At 48.6% G+C, this 19,423-nt stretch carries 14 protein-coding genes; 8 read left to right on the top strand and 6 right to left on the bottom strand.

Translation table 11 applies throughout. From position 1 onward, the window contains the following. Window positions 1-174 precede the first annotated feature (174 nt). The gene (locus ACR32F_RS31080; protein WP_440114369.1) at window positions 175-867 is read right to left on the bottom strand and encodes a Crp/Fnr family transcriptional regulator; all 693 of its coding nucleotides are present in this window, start codon (window positions 865-867) and stop codon (window positions 175-177) included. 662 nt (window positions 868-1,529) lie between these two features. Here ACR32F_RS31080 and ACR32F_RS31085 point away from each other — a divergent pair. After that, window positions 1,530-1,988 (top strand): methyl-accepting chemotaxis protein, encoded by a 459-nt coding sequence (locus tag ACR32F_RS31085; RefSeq protein ID WP_440120072.1) that lies wholly within the window; start codon window positions 1,530-1,532, stop codon window positions 1,986-1,988. Between the two features lie 180 nt (window positions 1,989-2,168). On the opposite strand, the gene ACR32F_RS31090 is transcribed toward ACR32F_RS31085, so the two are convergent. Further along, window positions 2,169-3,605: an alanine/glycine:cation symporter family protein gene (locus tag ACR32F_RS31090; protein ID WP_440114371.1), complete on the bottom strand. Its 1,437-nt coding sequence runs from the start codon at window positions 3,603-3,605 to the stop codon at window positions 2,169-2,171. A 391-nt stretch (window positions 3,606-3,996) separates the two neighbouring features. On the opposite strand from ACR32F_RS31090, the gene ACR32F_RS31095 reads away from it, so the two are divergent. Continuing rightward, a complete protein-coding gene (locus ACR32F_RS31095; protein ID WP_440114374.1) occupies window positions 3,997-4,926 on the top strand; it encodes a response regulator in 930 nt (309 codons plus the stop codon). Window positions 4,927-5,062: 136 nt separating this feature from the next. Here ACR32F_RS31095 and ACR32F_RS31100 read toward each other — a convergent pair whose 3' ends face one another. Next, entirely contained in the window at window positions 5,063-5,239 is a 177-nt protein-coding gene (locus ACR32F_RS31100) for a Spo0E family sporulation regulatory protein-aspartic acid phosphatase (RefSeq protein ID WP_440114377.1), read from the bottom strand. Between the two features lie 349 nt (window positions 5,240-5,588). After that, window positions 5,589-10,787, bottom strand: a complete 5,199-nt coding sequence (locus ACR32F_RS31105) for a fibronectin type III domain-containing protein (RefSeq protein WP_440114380.1) — start codon at window positions 10,785-10,787, stop codon at window positions 5,589-5,591. 471 nt (window positions 10,788-11,258) lie between these two features. Here ACR32F_RS31105 and ACR32F_RS31110 point away from each other — a divergent pair, with 471 nt between their 5' ends. Then, complete coding sequence (locus tag ACR32F_RS31110) at window positions 11,259-11,882, top strand: acetate uptake transporter (RefSeq protein WP_440114383.1); 624 nt, start codon at window positions 11,259-11,261, stop codon at window positions 11,880-11,882. Between the two features lie 169 nt (window positions 11,883-12,051). Next, entirely contained in the window at window positions 12,052-12,600 is a 549-nt protein-coding gene (locus tag ACR32F_RS31115) for an acyl-CoA thioesterase (protein WP_440114385.1), read from the top strand. Window positions 12,601-12,634: 34 nt separating this feature from the next. Here ACR32F_RS31115 and ACR32F_RS31120 read toward each other — a convergent pair whose 3' ends face one another. Together ACR32F_RS31120 and ACR32F_RS31125 are read right to left on the bottom strand one after the other, a co-directional pair. Further along, window positions 12,635-13,711 carry an anthranilate phosphoribosyltransferase gene (locus tag ACR32F_RS31120; protein ID WP_440114388.1) on the bottom strand — a complete coding sequence of 359 codons (1,077 nt, stop codon included), beginning with the start codon at window positions 13,709-13,711 and terminating at the stop codon, window positions 12,635-12,637. A gap of 18 nt (window positions 13,712-13,729) precedes the next feature. Beyond that, on the bottom strand, window positions 13,730-14,323 hold the full coding sequence (locus ACR32F_RS31125) for an ANTAR domain-containing response regulator (RefSeq protein WP_440114391.1): 594 nt from the start codon (window positions 14,321-14,323) through the stop codon (window positions 13,730-13,732). A 590-nt stretch (window positions 14,324-14,913) separates the two neighbouring features. Between ACR32F_RS31125 and nirB the strand changes: the two genes are divergently transcribed. Genes nirB through cobA form a run of 4 tightly spaced genes read left to right on the top strand, consistent with a single transcriptional unit; the run spans window position 14,914 to window position 19,375 of the window. Then, entirely contained in the window at window positions 14,914-17,355 is a 2,442-nt protein-coding gene (gene nirB, locus ACR32F_RS31130; RefSeq protein ID WP_440114393.1) for a nitrite reductase large subunit NirB, read from the top strand. 16 nt (window positions 17,356-17,371) lie between these two features. After that, window positions 17,372-17,689: a nitrite reductase small subunit NirD gene (gene nirD, locus ACR32F_RS31135; RefSeq protein WP_440114395.1), complete on the top strand. Its 318-nt coding sequence runs from the start codon at window positions 17,372-17,374 to the stop codon at window positions 17,687-17,689. Between the two features lie 37 nt (window positions 17,690-17,726). Further along, window positions 17,727-18,608, top strand: coding sequence for a formate/nitrite transporter family protein (locus ACR32F_RS31140; protein WP_440114398.1), 882 nt, complete (start codon window positions 17,727-17,729; stop codon window positions 18,606-18,608). After that, complete coding sequence (cobA, locus tag ACR32F_RS31145; protein ID WP_440114401.1) at window positions 18,605-19,375, top strand: uroporphyrinogen-III C-methyltransferase; 771 nt, start codon at window positions 18,605-18,607, stop codon at window positions 19,373-19,375. Before ACR32F_RS31140 ends, cobA begins: the two co-directional genes overlap by 4 nt. Window positions 19,376-19,423 lie beyond the last annotated feature (48 nt).

Genomic DNA, 19,423 nt, shown 5'->3' on the forward strand with positions numbered 1-19,423 from the left:
AAGCTAAGCGACGAATCACCATTGATATGCAGCGAGACACACGCGGGGAATTGCGCGCGGTGCAAAATGCACCCTCTGGGATATCCCGGAGGGTGCATTTAATTGTGCCGTATAGTATAGTATCGTGTCGTGTCATCTAGATATGAAGGCTTGTCCTTTATTTAAAAAAAACGATCACTCATACATATTGCCTCCCGCAATGGTACGCAGCTGTTCCAGATCACAGATCACAAGTTTTCGTTGCACCTTGCGAATAATATCCCGATTACACAAGTCATGGATGACCCGGTTGAGATGCCTGTAACTTGTGCCCAACATGTCTGCCAGCTCTGTCAGTTTGGACGTCTGGATCTCTTCTGTAGAAGGCTCCCCTTGTTCCATCGTGGACAAAAGGTAACTGGCAAAACGACTCTCTACCGGATACAGCAGATTAAGACTCGACAGATTCGAGAAGGTATATAACTTATGGGTGATATGACTGAGCATGAAATGAAGAAATTTTGGATTTTCAGCATACGTACTTTGGAGATAACGATAGCTTACACCAAGCAATAGGCTTTTGTTGACGGACTCCACCGTATTCTTGGCTTCCTTGCCATTGACCAGTTCCAGATCCCCTACCATTGCAGGTGGAGTACTAAAACGAAGCAGCAGAGACTTGCCATTCGTCAATGTTGTATAAATCTTGAGCTTACCCTGAACGAGGAAATACAAACGCTCGGGGCGTTCACCTTTGGCACATATCATCTCGCCTTTGGCGGCCTCCAGCAGTCTTAACTCAGCAAGTGCAGGCTCGTCTAATACCTGATCGAGGCCATTCTCACGTGCGAGTTGACGCATCTGCTCAAAGTCCATGATTTCTTTCATCCCAGTTTAACCTCCTAAGTTGTATTGAACGTATAGAAAGGGACACATGTCCTACAAATGATATAGATCTATACAGATATCTTGATATAAAAATAGTTACAACTAGAATTTATACCCAATAAACCGATTCATATGGGAAATATTTTAAAATTTAATTATAAAAAGTTCATTTTTTCATAACAAATGCCGTTCACGATAATCCATTCTTATCCGATGTAAGATAGAGCGTTCCATAGATCGAAAATATATTTCATTCACATATTGAAAGGTGGCCCTAATCCATGAACGTTGTAGAAGCTCTAATTAAAGTAATGCCTTATATCAGCCTAATCCTAAGAGAACCAGCGAGCCTGACCATTTATGATCACGAGAAGGTATTAGAAGTCATTACTACAGAGAAGTTTAACCTTGGTTTCAAATCAGGCGAGCCTCTTCTGGACAGTTACAAAAACTTTGCAGCACTGAAAAATGGGAGAGAAGCTACGCTTACGAATATCCCGGCAGAAATTTTTGGTATTGAGTTGGATGTCCTAAACATTCCGATCTTTGATGACCATCATGAAGTCGTTGCTATTTTTTGCGTATCGTATGATCAGTCCAATCAGAATCAGCTTGAAGACATTATACAAGAAAATCAAACCATCAATGGTAATCTGGTTGACATGGTGCAGCATGTTGCCGCTCATGCGGAAGAATTGCAGGCAGCTAGTGAACAGATCCTTGAGAACACACGGCTTGCTGTGCAGAACTCTTCCCAAATCAACAAGGTTGCCGGGTTCATTCGTGAAATCTCCGAACAAACCAACTTGCTTGGTCTTAACGCCGCTATTGAAGCTGCTCGTGTTGGGGAGGCCGGTGCCGGCTTCGGTGTGGTTGCGTCGGAAGTGCGCAAGCTTTCTGTTGATGCCAAACAAGCCACAAGTGATATCGGTATCAGTCTAAAGGATGTACAACAAGTCATCAAACAGATGGAAGTTGAAGTCTCCCAGATTGCTGCCTCTTCGCAGGAACAAGCGACACTTGTATCATCCTTCACCGATGTTATTGAGAAACTCAATGAAACGGGCGAGCGAATGAAAGCTCTGTCCGAACAACTGATTAGCTACTCTGTGAAAAATTAAAAGATGATGTCTACCAGACGGAGATTTTCCCGTTGGAGATGATTCTAAATATGTAACAAACAGGACTTGGTTATCCACCTAGTGGTAACTCCAAGTCCTGTTTGATTTATCTTGATATCGTGGTGGATTTGAATCTCATGATGTCTTCGCTCTTTTGTTATTTCTTACTGTTGTTACTTCTTATTTTGCAATTTCAAGTTCCTTGCTTCCTACCACCTCAGCCTCGGACTCCCAGCACTCCACTTCACCTGGAATGTGAATGCGGTCACGTGTAAAGATCGGGTCACGTCCTTCGGCCTTTTGTTTCTTGTAATCCTTCAGCGCTGCAAAAGTCACCTTGGACAACATCAGGATCGCGATCAGATTAACCACAACCATCAATCCCATAAACAGGTCCGCCAGATCCCATACCAGCTGTACTTTGGCAACAGCACCAAACAGCACCATCGCGATAACACAGATACGGTATACCCACAGCCAACCTTTACTGGATTTGATAAATTCAATATTGGTCTCCCCATAGTAATAATTCCCGATGAGCGTACTGAATGCAAACAGGAGCACCATGATTGCCAAAAACCCGGATGCCCAAGATCCAATATGCACACTTAATGCTGCCTGCGTCAGTTCAATGCCCCCAAGATTAGAACCTTTGTACACTCCTGATAATAAAATAATCATGGCTGTACTTGTACAGATGACCAAGGTATCCGTTAACACACCAAATGCCTGAATAAGTCCCTGTTTGACCGGATGTGTTGTATCGGCTGTTGCCGCAGCATTCGGCGCACTCCCCATCCCTGCTTCATTGGAGAACAATCCACGTTTGACACCATTCATCAGAGCAGCACCCAGTGTGCCCCCCGCAAACTGTTCAATGCCGAAGGCATTTTTCACAATCAGAGCAATCATGGCCGGAAGCTGCGTGATGTTAGCCAGCACGACAAATGCAGCTACGCCAATGTACAGCACAGCCAGAACAACGACAATATACTCGGAAGCCTTGGCAATCCGTTTAACACCACCCATAATGATTCCAGCAAACACAACGGCCATAATAATGCCTACCGTCAACCGATCAATGCCGAATGAATTTTGGAATGCCACTGTAATCGTGTTGGACTGCACAGCGTTAAAGACCAGACCAAAGGACAACGTAATGAGAATCGCGAACAGGATGCCCATCCAGCGTTTCCCAAGCCCACGCTCCATATAATATGCCGGACCCCCGCGGAACCCGCCATTATCTTTGACTTTATAGATTTGGGCAAGCGTACTCTCCACGAAACTGGATGCTGAACCAATAATGGCAATAACCCACATCCAGAATACAGCCCCTGGTCCGCCCAAAGCGATGGCGAGTGCAATACCGGTAATATTCCCTGTGCCTACACGTGCCGCCATACTGATGCAAAATGCCTGAAACGGCGAAATTTTGCCAGGCTCCTTGCTTTTGGGCTCCAGGAGTACTTTCACCATATCTCCAATCATGCGAAATTGCATGAACCGGGTCTTGGTCGTGAAGTACACACCGCATACGACCAACAATATAATTAACAGCTTGGACCACAAAAAATCGTTGAAAATGACTACAATATCTTGTATTGTTTGCTCCATCGGTAATACCCCCGTCTCTGATGTGTCATATAAAAGTGTTTCGGCCGTATGTCTGAGCGAAAAATCCTCATACTACTGCTTATAACGGAAGCAATTCTGCCACTCACAACAGAAACTTCAATTTGAAGTGCGATTAGTTCTGCGCAGAATTTGTTTGTACCCTTTCGCACAACTCTGAATCTACACTTTTGGATGTTACTTATACTACATGCGTATCTACGAGAAACGACAAATACCTACATGAGATCATTTAATTTTTTTATAAATAAGCAATGTTTATCCATTTCGTTGTTACTTTATCTGACATATTGTTTCATCGTACACACCGGGCTATAATGGGTTTATTTAATTCGTATTGAGGAACATGCGGAGTATCTAGGAGGAAACTGAAATGCGTTATTTTATCGTGGATGATGATCCTGGGGTTCGCTCCATGTTGATGGATATTATTGAAGATGAAGGGCTCGGCGATATTGCCGGGGAAGCAGAGGATGGGGCGCATATTCATGCCGAGCTGCTGGAACTGCATAAAGTGGATGTACTGCTGATTGATCTGCTCATGCCTCAGCGGGACGGAATTCAGACGATACGTGCACTGGAAGGAAGGTTCGAAGGCAAGATCGTGATGATCTCTCAGATCGAGTCGAAAAATATGATTGGCGAAGCCTACTCGCTTGGCATTGAATATTATATTACGAAGCCGATTAATCGGCTGGAGATCTTGTCTGTTCTGCGGCTGGTAGACGAACGGCTTCGCATGCAGCAATCCATCGCAGATATTCAGCGGACGCTGCAGGGACTGTCCGGACTGCAATCTTCGGAACGCACTGCGACACCCGTCCCGGACAAAACAATTACCACAGCAGGACATTTCCTACTGTCTGAGATGGGCATGATCGGGGAAGCGGGCAGCAAGGATCTGCTGGACATGTTGGAATATCTGGAGCAGATTGAGACGGAGGATCACAAACTGTCGCCATACATGTTCCCGTCCCTCAAGGACATCTTCCATAATGTCGCGGTGCGCAAATTGGGCTGTGATGCCTCACCAGCGGAAGTGAACAAGGAGATCAAGGCATCGGAACAACGCGTCCGCAGGGCCATTTTCCAGACGTTAAGCCATGTTGTATCGCTCGGACTTACGGATTATACACATCCCAAGTTCGAGAACTATGCGTCGAAGTTTTTTGATTTTACGGAGATACGCAAGAAAATGCTGGAGCTGCAAAATAATGTGGAGCCTTCCTTGTCCCAGACCCGCATTAATACGAAAAAGTTCGTGCAGGTATTGTATCTGGAAGCCAAACGGCTGTTGCATTGAGAGGGTCCACAAAAACAGACGGGCACGAAAGAACTGGAATGACACAGCACCTATTCCTACTGCTGTTTATTCCAGTTCTTTTCATACCGCAGGGCTGTAACATGTTCATCTATATCGTCTAAAGAACGTATATCCATCAAGCCCTCGGCTTGTTTCGGTTCATTCGATTATATTCATTGATTAATTCATCCAGTGCCATGGACTGCCGAATGACATCGGGATGTCCAAGACCGCCCCCGTTATGCTCTACCAACATATGCAGGTTATGTCTGGCATTCTCTATTTTATTTTTCAATTCCAAACTCATAACCATCGCATCTGACACCTCCTATTTCTGTGTTACATTTTAGGTTTTCCTGTCAATCTATAGTTGGTTTAACATATGGCAGAGGCGGCATGGATGTTTTGTCTGCTTCTCCATTTTTTGATAGTTATGATGACCATCCACAAAGTATAATCCATAAAATGGCTTTAGAATACCGTATTATGGGTCAAATTGCAATTTTACCACCTCCATAATTCCCCTCCAGCTTCATGAACAGATGATTGTGTCATTATTGTGTATCTTGTTAAAACAAAAAAATATCCCTCCTGTCTATAGACCACCCACAAGGGTTAGCCCATATCCAATAGAGGGATGCTTGATGGTTAAATCATCTTCATCATGGTGTAACCTTCACCTTAATAACTTCACTTGTAACCGATCCACTTTCGTTCATCCATTCCACATGATACTCATAATCGCCCGATGTGCGATCTTTGATGACTACTGTTGCTGATTGTGCATTCGGGGATGAAGCCGTCAGCGGTTGGCTGTCGATCTCTTCACCGTTCTCATACAAACGATATGAGGTAGCATTGGTGCCCCACCACAGGTTCATCGTAATGGTGTAATTTCCGTCCCCATCCCAGTTGTCATGAGAGAGCATCGGCTTCGCTGGTATTGCATCCCGAACAGTCACGGTATGCGGCTGACATTCAGTCGTTCCCTTTGAATTAATCAGTTCGCACGTATACACATAGCTGCCATTCACTCGTCCGGTAACATCTGTGGAAGCCTTCTGAGCAGAAGGCGTAATGGCTGTTAGCTTCTGAGTGTCGATCAATTCACCATTCTCATACAGTTTATACTCGGTAGCGTTGTTACCCCACCACATATTCATCGTCACCGTATAGGTTCCACCTGACAGACCATTCCCATGCCCGTTATTGTCAGACAACACCGGCACTCCCGGCGTACCCGTGGCATGATCAGCGGCAATGACCGTTACTTCGACTGACCGCTCTGTGACCAGTCCTGCACCATTCACTGCGCGAGCTGTAAATGTGCGCTTCCCCGCCAGACCTGTGAGCGGGATTTCGTCCCCTGGTTGAACAACCTCACCATCCCAGGTCAATTCCAGCAGGGTAATCCCGGATTCCGGGTCTTCTGCCTTCACGCCTACTTTTAACACTTCATTTTCATTCATCTGCTGCACAGGCATTCCGGTAATGACCGGAGGTGTTGTATCTTCCGGCTCCAGCGGAGAGCCTACATAACGAATGTTTGGTGCTGCTGGCTGTTCCATGCCTACGCCCAGATGAAAGCCGGTATGTGGTGGCTGGTTGTAGGCTACATTTTGCCAGGCTACACCAAGGCGGTAGATCGGATCGTGCATCAACGTGCGAATCCGCACGTCCGTCTCATCTGTTGTCGTATAGATGCGTAGCTCCGAGCTATCCTGGCTGCGCCACATCACTTCTTCGCGCCAGTCGCCAAACAGGTCGGCCTGCAGACTCGGATTGGCTTTGGTGCCATTGTTCGATGCGGCACCAGTAGCGGTCAACAGATTAACGGTCGTCTCATTTGCATGATCCCACTTGTCTATTCGAATGTCATCCTGCAGTTCGCGCAGCAGGTCACCATCCCACCAGATACCGAAATTGGTGGATGAAGGAATCTTCGTCGTGATCAATTCCCCCTGCGCACTGTAAAGTCCCGTAACCGGAATATGCTCGGCATTGGTAATATTAGCAGCCCACACTTCAGCTCCTGGATAATTCGGATCAATATCTGCTGCCATGCCGCGTCCGGTATCGACGCCTGTGAACACACCCCAGAGGATCTCACCTGTGGCAGCATCACGCATCTCCAGACCATACTCGGCATCCTTATGCTCATGTACATCAAACACTTCAAGTCCCGGACGGGTTGGGTCCAGATCACTCAGATGCATCGCGTCTCCATGTCCCAGCTTCGTGTTGTAGAGCGGTGTGCCATCATCATCGATAGCCATCGCCCCAAAGGTGATCTCATCCTTGCCGTCTCTGTCGACATCACCGACAGATAGATTATGGTTCCCTTGGCCCGCATACTCGCGGTAACCTTCATCATTCGAGTCAAAGCGCCACACCTTGCTGATCTTGCCATCGCGGAAATTATAGGAAACCAGCACGGTACGTGTGTAGTATCCACGGCTGAACATCGCACTTGGATGTTCACCATCCAGATAAGCTACAGCTGCGAGGAATCGGTCTACCCGGTTCCCGTACCCGTCTCCCCAAGAAGCCACGTCCCCGCGCGGCGGATCGTATTCCACTGTATCCAGCTCCGCACCAGTTTGACCGTCAAATACGGTCAGGAACTCGTCACCCAGCAGGACATAACCCGAGCTGTTTCGGTGATCTGCATTGGCGTCGCCAATTACCTTTCCTTGCCCATCGATGGTACCATCTGCGGTACGCATCATCAGTTCTGCCTTGCCGTCACCATCAAAGTCATAGACCAGGAATGGAGAGTAATGGGCTCCTGCCCGGATATTCGGCCCCATATCGATGCGCCAGAGCCTTGTTCCATCCAGCTTGTAAGCATCCATATACACAATACCGGTATAACCGGATTGGGAATTATCCTTGCCGTTATTCGGTGACCACATCAGAATAATCTCATATTTGCCATCACCATCCACATCACCTACACTGGCATCCCCGGCATAGTACGAATACGGTTGACCGTCCTTTGTATATGCATCGGCAGGTTTCTGCAAAGGTACAGACAGGTACTGCTCCTGCCAGACACCGAATTCCTTCGTTGCAGCTTTTTCGATTCCATTCTCTACGGTCATCACGCGATATTGGGATGTATCTGTGCCTTCCGCATCCGTAAAGTTGGTACTACCTGTCAACGGTTCATCGTTGAGCTTCACATCATCCCGATACAGATTGAATGCAATCGAATCGGAATCCAGGCCGAGCATGCGCCAGCCAATATAGTTGCCATTCTCTGTTTTTACCGCGACCGGAGCACGATCCAGAAACTCCATTTCGCGATTCAGCGTCGTTGCGATCGGAGTTTCGAGTTCAGTGGAGAGTTCAGACACCCCGCCCGCATTGACGGAAGCCACTTTATAGAAATAAGGAATCGTAGTGAGAATGGCGGAGTCCGTATATACCGTCTCCTTCGTGCGACCGATCAGATCGTATGGCCCCCCCTGCTTCGCAGCACGATAGACCTGATAGAAACGAGCTCCCGCCGCTTCCGTCCAGCTGAATGAGACATCGTTTTTGTTAATACTCTGCAAGGACAGACCAGTTGGAGCCTCTGCCTTGTCTACAGATGAATCTATCGTGGATACAGGTAATGCATTGGATGCGACCGATTCTGTACCCGTACGATCCGCAGCGGTTACCGTGTATACATAATCCATGCCCAGATCGACCTTGCTGTCGACATAGCTTGGGGTATCCGTTGTCGCGAGCAGTTCTGCTTTGGTTGCACCCGCAGACTGGCGATATACCTTGTACTGAGCATCATCTGCAGATGCGTCCCATGACAATGTGGCAGTGATTGGATCAATGTTCAGATCCAAGTCGTCCAGCTTCAGGTTGGACGGGGCCATCAATACAGGCGTAATCTCAATACCGTTGAGATGCGCCGTCTGTCCACTGAATACCAGATTCATCTGTCCATCCTGGACGTTGATCTGGTTGATCACTTTTTCAGCAATATTCTGGGCACCGGAAGATACTGTCCCATAATCCTTGCCCTCAATGTTGATGTTGGTTCGTGCCGATCCGATCCAATCTCCTGTGTACGTCTTGACCGAATAGCTTCCATTAGGGAGATCCACCTTGAATTCATAGGAGCCGTTAAAATAAATAACGAAGTCACGACGCAGGTTATCCGTGGCATTGCCACGATCCCGATCCGCCATATTGGCTGAAGACGTTAATCCATAGCCACGCTCAGCGGTATAAAGTGTGTTGCGGTTCACTTCCGTATACCCTTCAGCCACCGGAGAACCTACTGGTCCAAAGTCATAGCGAAACGTTGCCGATTTGGTGGTGAAGCTGACTTCATCCGATGGCTCGGATTCACCGCGGCCATTCACCGCCGTTACCCGGATGGTGTAGGATTGCCCTTCCACCAATCCACTTAACGTCATGATTGGCACCGTTGCTGTACCTGCCAGTTTGTAGGCAGACTCCGGCTCCGAGGACAGCTTGCGATATATTTTGTAGATGTCTGCCGTATCATCCGCTGTCCACTTCAACACCGCTCCGGCGTTGCTGATGCTGCCCGCCTTCAATCCTGCAGGTTGGGCTGGCACTTCAGCCGGTACTTCAACATCCTTAACCGCTTCCGATAATGGTAGATCCAGTTCACGAACCGCACCTGCAACCAGGCGGGCAATCTGAATGGCTCCATATTCCTGGAAGTGGGTATTATCCGTTGCCCCGTTCGGGAACGCCTGATAGATGCCTGGTGTCACATGGAGAAAGACAGACAATGTCGCTTCCGGTCCAATGGAATCATAATAGGCGACGCTAAGTGCGCTCAGATCGATCAGCTTCACCTTTTTCTCGGAAGCCACCTCTTTCATCGCCTGCACATATTCAGGAAATGACACATTGAACTTGCCCGTGTCTGCATTGAAGTCCCTGCGACCCATCGGTGTCACCAGGACTGGCGTAGCTCCCCGCTGCTCTACCCCGTCTATGTAGGTTTTTAGATAGTTTTTGTAATCGGCGGGTGAAGCATAGCGGTCAGGCACACTGATGGTTGCATCATTATGTCCGAACTGTACAAACAGATAATCTCCAGGGCGAATGATCCGCAGTATTTCATCCAGGCGCCCTTGAAAAATAAAGGATTTGGAGCTGCGTCCACCAATGGAATGGTTTTTAATTTCCACAGCATCGCTGAAAAAGGACGGGAACATCTGCCCCCAGCCTGCTTGAGGCTCCCAATAGGAGTTATAGGTCTGCATGGTGGAGTCACCCGCAAGGTAAACCACAGGTTTGCTTCCAGCTTCACGCTCTGCCTGCTTGGTGATCACCAGTGCATTGATATTTGCAGCCGATCCGGAGAATACGAAGTTCATCTGCCCATCCACCAAAGCGATGTCAAAGCTCATCTCCAGATACTCGCCAGCAGCCTTGGTGTTCAGCTGAACTTTGTTCATGCTCTCCACATCCAAGGCAATTTCCGTGTTTCCTGTCGAATCACCCGCAATGAGGGACACGGTATAATCACCGTTTGGCAGATCCACATTAAACCCTGCACCTGCTGCGATTGTGGCAAAATCAGATTTAACCGGATCACTCGTCCCCCGATCCTGAAGCGTTACCTTGGACAGATCGGTGAAGCCATAGCCCGTTTCCGGCGTATAGACGGACGTCCCGTCCACTCCTGTGTATCCATCCGCTACAGCACCTGAACCAAAGTCATATTTGTGAGTACCCACAGCAGCAGCTTCTCCTCCTTCCAGTGCTGCCGCACTTGCTGTTGATGTACCAAACATCGCACCCCATCCCAGACTGGAAATGGTAAATACCCCTATGAGCAAGATCAAGCCAAATTGCCGCGTCTTCGCGATCATTAACACCCATCCCTTCGTTTCCATATCATTGAATAATTAAAGACAGACTCATGGATCAACCTTTAAGTAAGCGCTTGCATTTATTGAAAACACTTATTTTTCGGTTTCCCTATCACCTCTTCAACGCCAGTTTGAGATTCTGTACCACTTTATAGCGGTAAGCTTTAGGGCAAAGGATTTGATTTCCCCTCGATACTATCGTTTCTTCCAGGGAATGAACATGTAATTTTCCGTCTTTTTCCACTAAAAAACAGTTTTCTTGGCTGATCAACCCTGACATGGGCTTAACAACGGACCACCCCTTGGTTCAAAAGGTAATAAAATCCCTTTTCATAACGGGGTCATTCAGGTACAATAGGGCGATGTGCGTATCTGGACCAGGCGGATATGAAAACGAAATGTTTAGTTTAGAGGACTGATCGGCTCTAACCGATCTACCTGATTAGATATTATTGGAGGCTTATCAACACCATGCAAACCGGTTCACAGACTCACGTTAAAATCACAAACGCCGATCCCAGCGCAATGGGGTTATTTGGGTTGGCTATCGTAACTCTGGTCGCTTCCTCCCAGAAGCTTGGTATTACAGACGGACTTAGCTATGCTATTCCTTGGGCGATCTTCCTGGGTGCCTTTGCCCAATTGTTCGCATGCATTCAGGATTCCAAACGCAACAATACTTTTGGTACAACTGCCTTTGGCGCGTACGCATTCTTCTGGTTCGCCATGGGTGCCAACTGGATGATCAAAATGGGCGTGTTCGGCTCAACCCTCGCGGAACAGGCAGATGGCAAACAGCTCGGATTTGCTTTTGCCGGATACCTTGTATTCACCCTGTTCATGACGATTGGTGCTGTTGAAGCGAACAAAGTATTGCTCATCATCTTCATTCTCATTGACTTCCTGTTCCTTGGTCTGACTTTTGACGCTTTCGGCGTGGCTCCTCACATCTTCCATACCATTGCAGCGTACGCTGAACTGGGTATCGGGATTGTGTCTCTGTATGGCACAGGTGCTTCCGTACTGAACGCTCACTTCGGATATACGTTCTTGCCTATCGGTAAACCGTCTGGCATTTTCACACCCAAGGCTTAATATACAGCATCAAACCGCCCGCGCGCCGGTCCGCGTCTGGCGGTTTTTTTCGATACTTTTTGCTTCATTATGAATCCGACCGACACCTATACTAGGGATAACATCAACATACCGGAGACCCTGCCCCGCGTAATGCATACAACAGCCATACTGCATAGGAGGAAGCAACATGAGAGAAATACCGAAACCTACGGAACTGGATCAGGTGGAGAAAAAGTATATGCGTGAAACACGCTGTTTCAAGACGTCACGGGTATTCCCAACAGACGTTAATAACCATAATACGTTGTTCGGCGGCAAACTGATGTCCTACATCGATGATATTGCATCGATCACCGCTTCCAAGCTTTGCCGGGTGAATACCGTAACGGCCTCAACCGACTCTGTCGATTTCTTGTACCCGATTAATCCGACGGATTCGGTTACCCTGGAATCTTTCGTGTCCTGGACGGGACGCAGCTCAATGGAGATTTTTGTGAAGGTGATCCGTGAGGACCTGAAAACAGGGGAGAAAAAGATTGCGGCTACGGCATTTCTGACCTTTGTGGCTTTGGATGAAAATAATCGCAAATTAATTGTACCTCGCATTATCCCGGAGACGGAAGAAGAGAAGAAACTATACGAGACTGCTCCAGATCGGGCAGCCATGCGGAAACAACGGCGGGAAGAAAGCAAAAAATTCGCCGACTTCCTGACCGTCACTTATCCTTGGGAATAAGAGGACATGAACTCCTCCAACGTATAACAGAAACTTACCTGGACGATGCCGGATACGTAGATACGGTTCTGCTATCCGGCAGTTCGCCACCCATGGAGACACACCACTGTTGGTATACGCGATACGCCTCACCATTTTCCAGCAAACCTTGGCAAGTGTATATCCCTTCCTCTATGGAATTAACACGTCCTGTCACATACAGGCGAAATCCTCCATTTAACAAAACCTGATTCACAAAAGCAATATGACCCTCACCACATAACACGCTCTCTGCCACTTCAAGCTGCTTCGCAGCCGTCCATACCAGTTCCGGCACAGGCATATCCAGATCATAGGCTGCGGGATCGACCAGTTCAAGCTTCATATCACCGTCCTCCACTGCGTATACGCGTGTGGGCCGATCAATATACAAGTCTTCCGAACCCTCCATGCCCTGCACTACATAAGCACGACGGTAGTTGAATCGGGTAAGCAGCTTTGCAATCCGATCAAGGAATGTATTATGAAATACACCAAAGACAAGATACGGCGAATGGTTAAAATCAATCAGTTTCTCGGCCGTGTTCAGCACGGTGCGGAAGCCAAGTTCTTCCCGCAGGGGTCTAAGCTGTCTTAGCGGTGCACACCAATCCTCGGACGAAACATACATAACGCCCATGCGCTGTGCCGCACTCCGTGCATCTTCCCGATCCATTTTCAATGTGTCAATTCCCGCCTCCCTCAATAATACAGGCAGCGTAACCCCCCACTTGGGAGGCAGTGGTTCACTTCCATGCAATGTCACCGGAACGCCGGCAGCAGCCAACACAAACGCAGTCGGAAAGGTGGCCACGAAGGACTTGGTCCGCCCGTCATATGGCCCTGCACAATCCAGTCCATCCTGAAATATGGATAAACGTTCCGCACTGTTACGGCAAGCATGGACAAATGCCTCCAGCTCCTCTACGTTTTCCATTTTCATTCGTTCTGCCATCAGAAAGGCAGCTGTCTGGACAGGAGATACCTCCTGTCTCAGAATTTTCTCTGCAACAGCCAGTGCCTCTGCATAATTCAGATCACGCGAGCCTCGTTTCCCACGTCCTACCTCCCTGAGTATCTCGGACATATCCATGAGGAGTCCTCCTTCCTTTTAAGACTGAAGCAGTTGATGTGCCTTCACAATTGCGGTAGCCACATCGACCATCCGTTTACGTTCATCCATCGCTTTCTTGCGTAACAGGTCATAGGCCTCGGCCTCGGAAATCTGCTTCAGATCACATAAGATTGCCTTGGCCATATCAATCCATTTCCGGTCCTCCAACCTGGAATGCAGCTGCTTACGCTCCTGATCCCACTGTTTGCGTTCCATGTAGCGTCTGGCTGCAAAGTGAAGGACCCAGTGAATTTCCGGTCCGTTCATGGATGGAGTAAGGATCCCGTCAAACGATGCCTCCACCTCGCAGACTTCCACTGAAGAAGAAGCTGTGTCCGCTGCGCACCACCAGAGCAGTGGTGTGTCCGACTTCCCCTTTCCCAGGCATCGCACCCAGTATTCTACATCAGCCAGAGACAAATGCAGGATGGATGCGTCTGCTCCGCCAACCAACTTCATTGCCTCGTTCTCACTGTCTGTCACCTGCACATGATACCCATTCGCTCCCAGAAGTCTCTCCGGTGTCAGAGGGATTGCATCAGACGAAGCGGATAACGTTGGTTGTACACGGATGACCAATAAAGATCGCATGATGGATCAATCCCTCCCTATTACAATAGACAGAATCAATAACACAAGCACCCCATCATCTATGAAAGCGCTATATATGTTACATTACCTGACAAAAGATTCAGATGGTACCGACTGTACTTTCTGATTTCGAGATTTTGATACACATTTTATGACTGCCCATCCTGCAATTCAAAAGGGTAAAGCACCACACATGACACCTTTTCTACAGTTTTTGTAGCATCCGGTATGCTCGTTTCATCTAAATCCTTCATTTTATGAAGGTATACTCGCAAAAATTCATCGTTCATTCGATATTCCAATAAACTCATGTAAACATAATTAACTTCAAATTTCAAATAATTTTTTATGTTAACTATATTGACACGAACAGATGGATCTTTTATAGTTAGGCCATAACAACTCCATATTTGAATCGATCACAGCTACAACGGCGTAGCTGGTTGAAACGGCAATGAAGCCTGTTTTGCAATCTCGGAGCAAGGGAAGCGTATGTATATGCGCAGTCCTCCGAGGCATAACAGGCTTTTTCGATTTTAGAGACAGGTTACAAGGCAGTTCGCAGAATGGATCTAAGGGGGCTAATCACAATGAGTACAACGAAAAAACTGGTGCTGGTCGGCAATGGCATGGCGGGAATGCGCACAATTGAACATATCCTTAAGCTTGCTCCGCATGCTTATGAAATTACGGTCTTCGGCGCAGAGCCGCATCCCAACTATAACCGCATCATGCTATCCTCTGTACTGGCTGGCGGAACAACCATCGAAGATATCGTCATCAACGAGTGGAGCTGGTACGAAGATAACGGCATTCGGGTCTATCCGGGTGACCCGGTCGTTCAGATCAATGCCGAGCGCAAGGAAGTTGTATCTCAGAATGGTGTACGTGCAACCTATGATGAGCTGATTATGGCAACCGGCTCACAGGCGTTCATCCTGCCACTTCCCGGTGCAAACAAAGAGGGCGTTATCGGTTTCCGTGATATCAAGGACTGCGAGACTATGATGAACGCATCGCAAAAGTATCGCAAAGCCGCCGTCATCGGAGGCGGCTTGCTAGGACTCGAAGCTGCGCGGGGTCTGCTCAATCTGGGCATGGACGTCACAGTCATCCATATTAACGGCCATCTGATGGACCGGAATCTGGATTTGCCGGCAGGCTTGATGCTCCAGCGGGAGCTTGAGGAGCAGGGCATGAAGTTCCTTTTAAACAAACATACCGAAGAAATCACTGGGAAACATCGGGTGAAAGCTATTCGTTTTACCGATCAAACCATGCTTGAAGCTGATCTAGTAGTCATGGCCGTCGGAATCCGCCCACAGGTTGAACTGGCACGGAATACCGGTCTTGACGTGAATCGAGGTATCGTCATAGATGACTATATGCATACCAGTATCCCAGGGATCTCTGCTGTCGGCGAATGTGCAGAACACCGCGGCATTGCCTACGGATTGGTTGCCCCATTATATGAACAAGGCATGGTGCTGGCCAAACGTCTCGCAGGTGCTGCAACGGAAGGATACGAAGGTTCGGTCACGTCCACCAAATTGAAAGTATCCGGTGTCGATGTATTCTCTGCCGGACAATTCAAAGACGCTGCAGACACCCGCAGCATTCGCATTCAGGATGATGTGGATGGTGTGTACAAAAAGATGGTGATGAAGGATGGGCGGCTGATTGGAGCTGTATTGTTCGGAGATACCACAGATGGCGCATCCCTCTTCGCTCTCATGAAGAGTGGCGAGAACATCAGCGGTCGTGAGAAAGAAATATTGCTCGGCGTATCCTCCGGCGGTTCAGGCTCCGGACCATCTGTCGAAGAACGTATGGCAAGTATGCCGGATGACGAAATCGTCTGTGGCTGTAACGGTGTTACCAAAGCTGCCATCGGAGACGCAGTTCTGAGTAAAGGGTGTAACACCCTCGGTGCCATTAAGTCCTGTACCAAGGCTTCGGCTTCCTGCGGTGGATGCAAACCCATTATAGAATCGCTGCTCACGCATTATGCAGGTGATAATGTAGGCGAACAGACCAAAGAAGGCATCTGTAACTGCACATCCTATGACCGGGATGAGATTGTTGCGCAGATCAAGGAAATGGGACTCAAAAGCGTCAAAGAGGTCATGAACGTTCTCGGTTGGGAGGAACCGGAAGGCTGTTCCAAATGTCGTCCTTCCCTGAACTATTATCTCGGCATGATCTGGCCGACCGAATACGCAGATGAGCGTGTATCCAAGTTTACCAATGAACGTTACCACGCCAACATCCAGAAGGACGGCACCTATTCCGTTATTCCACGGATCTATGGAGGCGTTACATCCCCTGCTGAGCTGATCAAAATTGCCACCGTAGCGGAGAAATACGATGTGCCGATGGTCAAATTCACGGGCGGACAACGGCTGGATCTGCTTGGAGTACAAAAGGAGAACCTGCCGAAGATTTGGGAAGAACTCGATATGCCTTCTGGATTCGGTTATGGTAAGGCGCTGCGCACCGTTAAGACCTGTGTAGGCAATACGTTTTGCCGATTCGGTACACAGGATTCGATTGAGATGGGCATTCGTCTGGAGAAGAAACTCGACAAGATGGTCGCTCCAGCCAAAGTGAAGCTGGCTGTCTCGGGTTGTCCGCGAAATTGTGCTGAAGCGACGATCAAGGATCTGGGTGTTGTCGCGATTGACGGCGCTTGGGAGATTCATGTTGGCGGGAACGCTGGCGTCAAGGTCCGCACAGCCGAGCTGTTGTGTACGGTGAAGACCGATGCCGAGGTGGAAGAGTGGACCTATTCTTACCTGCAATACTATAGAGAGAACGCAAAATGGAATGAGAGAACGGCGGCATGGATTGAACGGGTAGGTCTGGATCATGTGAAGAACGCACTGGAGGATCGGGATGTACGTCTCGCTCTGGTTGAACGTCTGGAAGTCACATTGGGCCACACGGTTGATCCTTGGAAAGAAATCATTGAAGATGAGAAATTGCGTAAAAACTTCACCCCTTTGGTCGGCGCACAGCCGACAGCCCATTAGAAGAGGAGGAACAGCGATGAACAGATTGCGAATTGGACATCTTGCGGATATTGATGAAAAGGGGGCTCGAACCTTTCAGGTACAGGATACCGAAATTGCCGTCTTTAAACTGAGTGACGGAAGTCTGCATGCCGTCGAGAATCGCTGCCCCCATAAGGGCGGCAAGCTGTCGGAAGGCATGGTCTGTGGGACAGCGGTTCATTGTCCTCTGCACGATTGGAGAATTGATCTTCGCAGCGGCAAGGTGCATGAACCGGATGAGGGTTGTTTGAACACCTACAAGACTGAAGTCGATGGCAGTAGCGGAGAAATTTACATTACCATTGCAGGTTAAAGGATAAGGTTACCCTGACATCAAGGAGGCGTGCGCTATGGATTTTGTTAAACCGGCAGAAGTGCTGCAATCGATGGTCGAGGCAGGTGAGAACAAAGCCAGAATGAACCGGGTACAGATGCTCATCCGCGGATTTCTGGCGGGAGCGATTCTCGCTTTTGCAACGACACTGGCGTATACCGCTGTATCTCAAACTTCGGTTGGTTTGGCAGGTGCACTGATTTTCCCTGCGGGATTCGTCATTATCATTCTGCTGGGTCTTGAACTGGTGACCGGGAGCTTTGCCATGATTCCACTCGCGGTGATGAAACGCAAGGTCAGTCTGGTGGATATGCTGCGCAATTACTTCTGGGTCATTGTGGGCCATCTGATCGGGTGTTTATTCTACGCTCTACTGTATGGGCTGACTCTCACCAAGATGGGTACGGATATGAGTAGTCCGCTCATCCAGACTTTGATTCAGACGAGTGAAGCCAAAACGCTGGGGTATCAGCATCTGGGCGGAGCAGGTATTGCTCTTGTGATCATTAAGGCTATCCTATGTAACTGGATGGTGACTCTCGGTGCGGTCATGGCCATGACATCCACTTCTACACTCGGTAAAATTGTAGCCATGTGGCTGCCGATTACGATTTTTTTCGCACAAGGGTTCGAACATGCTGTGGTGAATATGTTCGTTATTCCGGCAGGCATGATGCTGGGCGCTGACGTTAGTATGGCAGACTGGTGGCTATGGAATCAGATTCCCGTGCTGCTGGGCAACTTCATTGGCGGCGCTGTGTTCACAGGCCTCGGACTTTATGCGGCGTATAAATGGGGAAGCTCTGATCAGCTCTCAGCCAAGCTGGCGACCCTTCAGGGTGGTCGTTCAGGATTAACAAGCCCGGATGCCACTTCCAAGCTGGGGACGCGATCATGAGCCGGGGCCTAGTTAGTATTGTTGGTGCAGGTCCTGGAGATCCCGAGCTGATTACGGTTAAAGCCCTGAAACGCATACAGGCCGCCGACGTCATCCTGTATGACCGGCTCGTTAATGATCAACTGCTCGCCGAAGCCAAAGAAGACGCTCTGCGTATCTATTGCGGCAAATCTCCTGGTTTGCACTCCATGAGTCAGGAGATGATTGGACGGATGCTGGTCGCGCATGCAGCAGAAGGCAAACAAGTCGTGCGACTCAAGGGCGGCGATCCGTTTATCTTTGGGCGCGGAGGTGAGGAAGCACTTGTGCTCGCACAAGCCGGAATGGAATATGAGATTATTCCCGGTATCACCTCTGCCATAGGGACATCCGCTTCGTCCCTTATACCTTTAACGCATCGCGGTGTAGCTTCATCCTTCGCCTGTGTCACTGGAACAGGCAGTGACGGAAGCGTATCTTCGGTCCGCTGGGATCTGCTCGCCCACAGTATCGACACACTGGTGATCTATATGGGCATTAGCCAATTATCTCACATTCAACGTGAATTGCTTCAGCATGGTAAATGCGGATGCACGCCAGCAGCTTTAATCGAACGGGGAACCACTTCCGAGGAACGGATTATTACAGGCACACTTGCCGAACTCCACTCCCTCGCCCTGTCACATCAAGTCACTAATCCTGCGTTAATTATCATTGGAGAGTCGGTCCTAATCCGTGAACAACTGCTTCAGGTGCAGCAGGCCGCGAACACCTCCATGACCGGATAACCTGACGAGATGTCCTCCTTCACACCTTGGCTCTATCATTCAAATCTT

The organism is Paenibacillus hebaui, assembly GCF_051934385.1.
Classification (GTDB): Bacteria; Bacillota; Bacilli; order Paenibacillales; family Paenibacillaceae; genus Paenibacillus.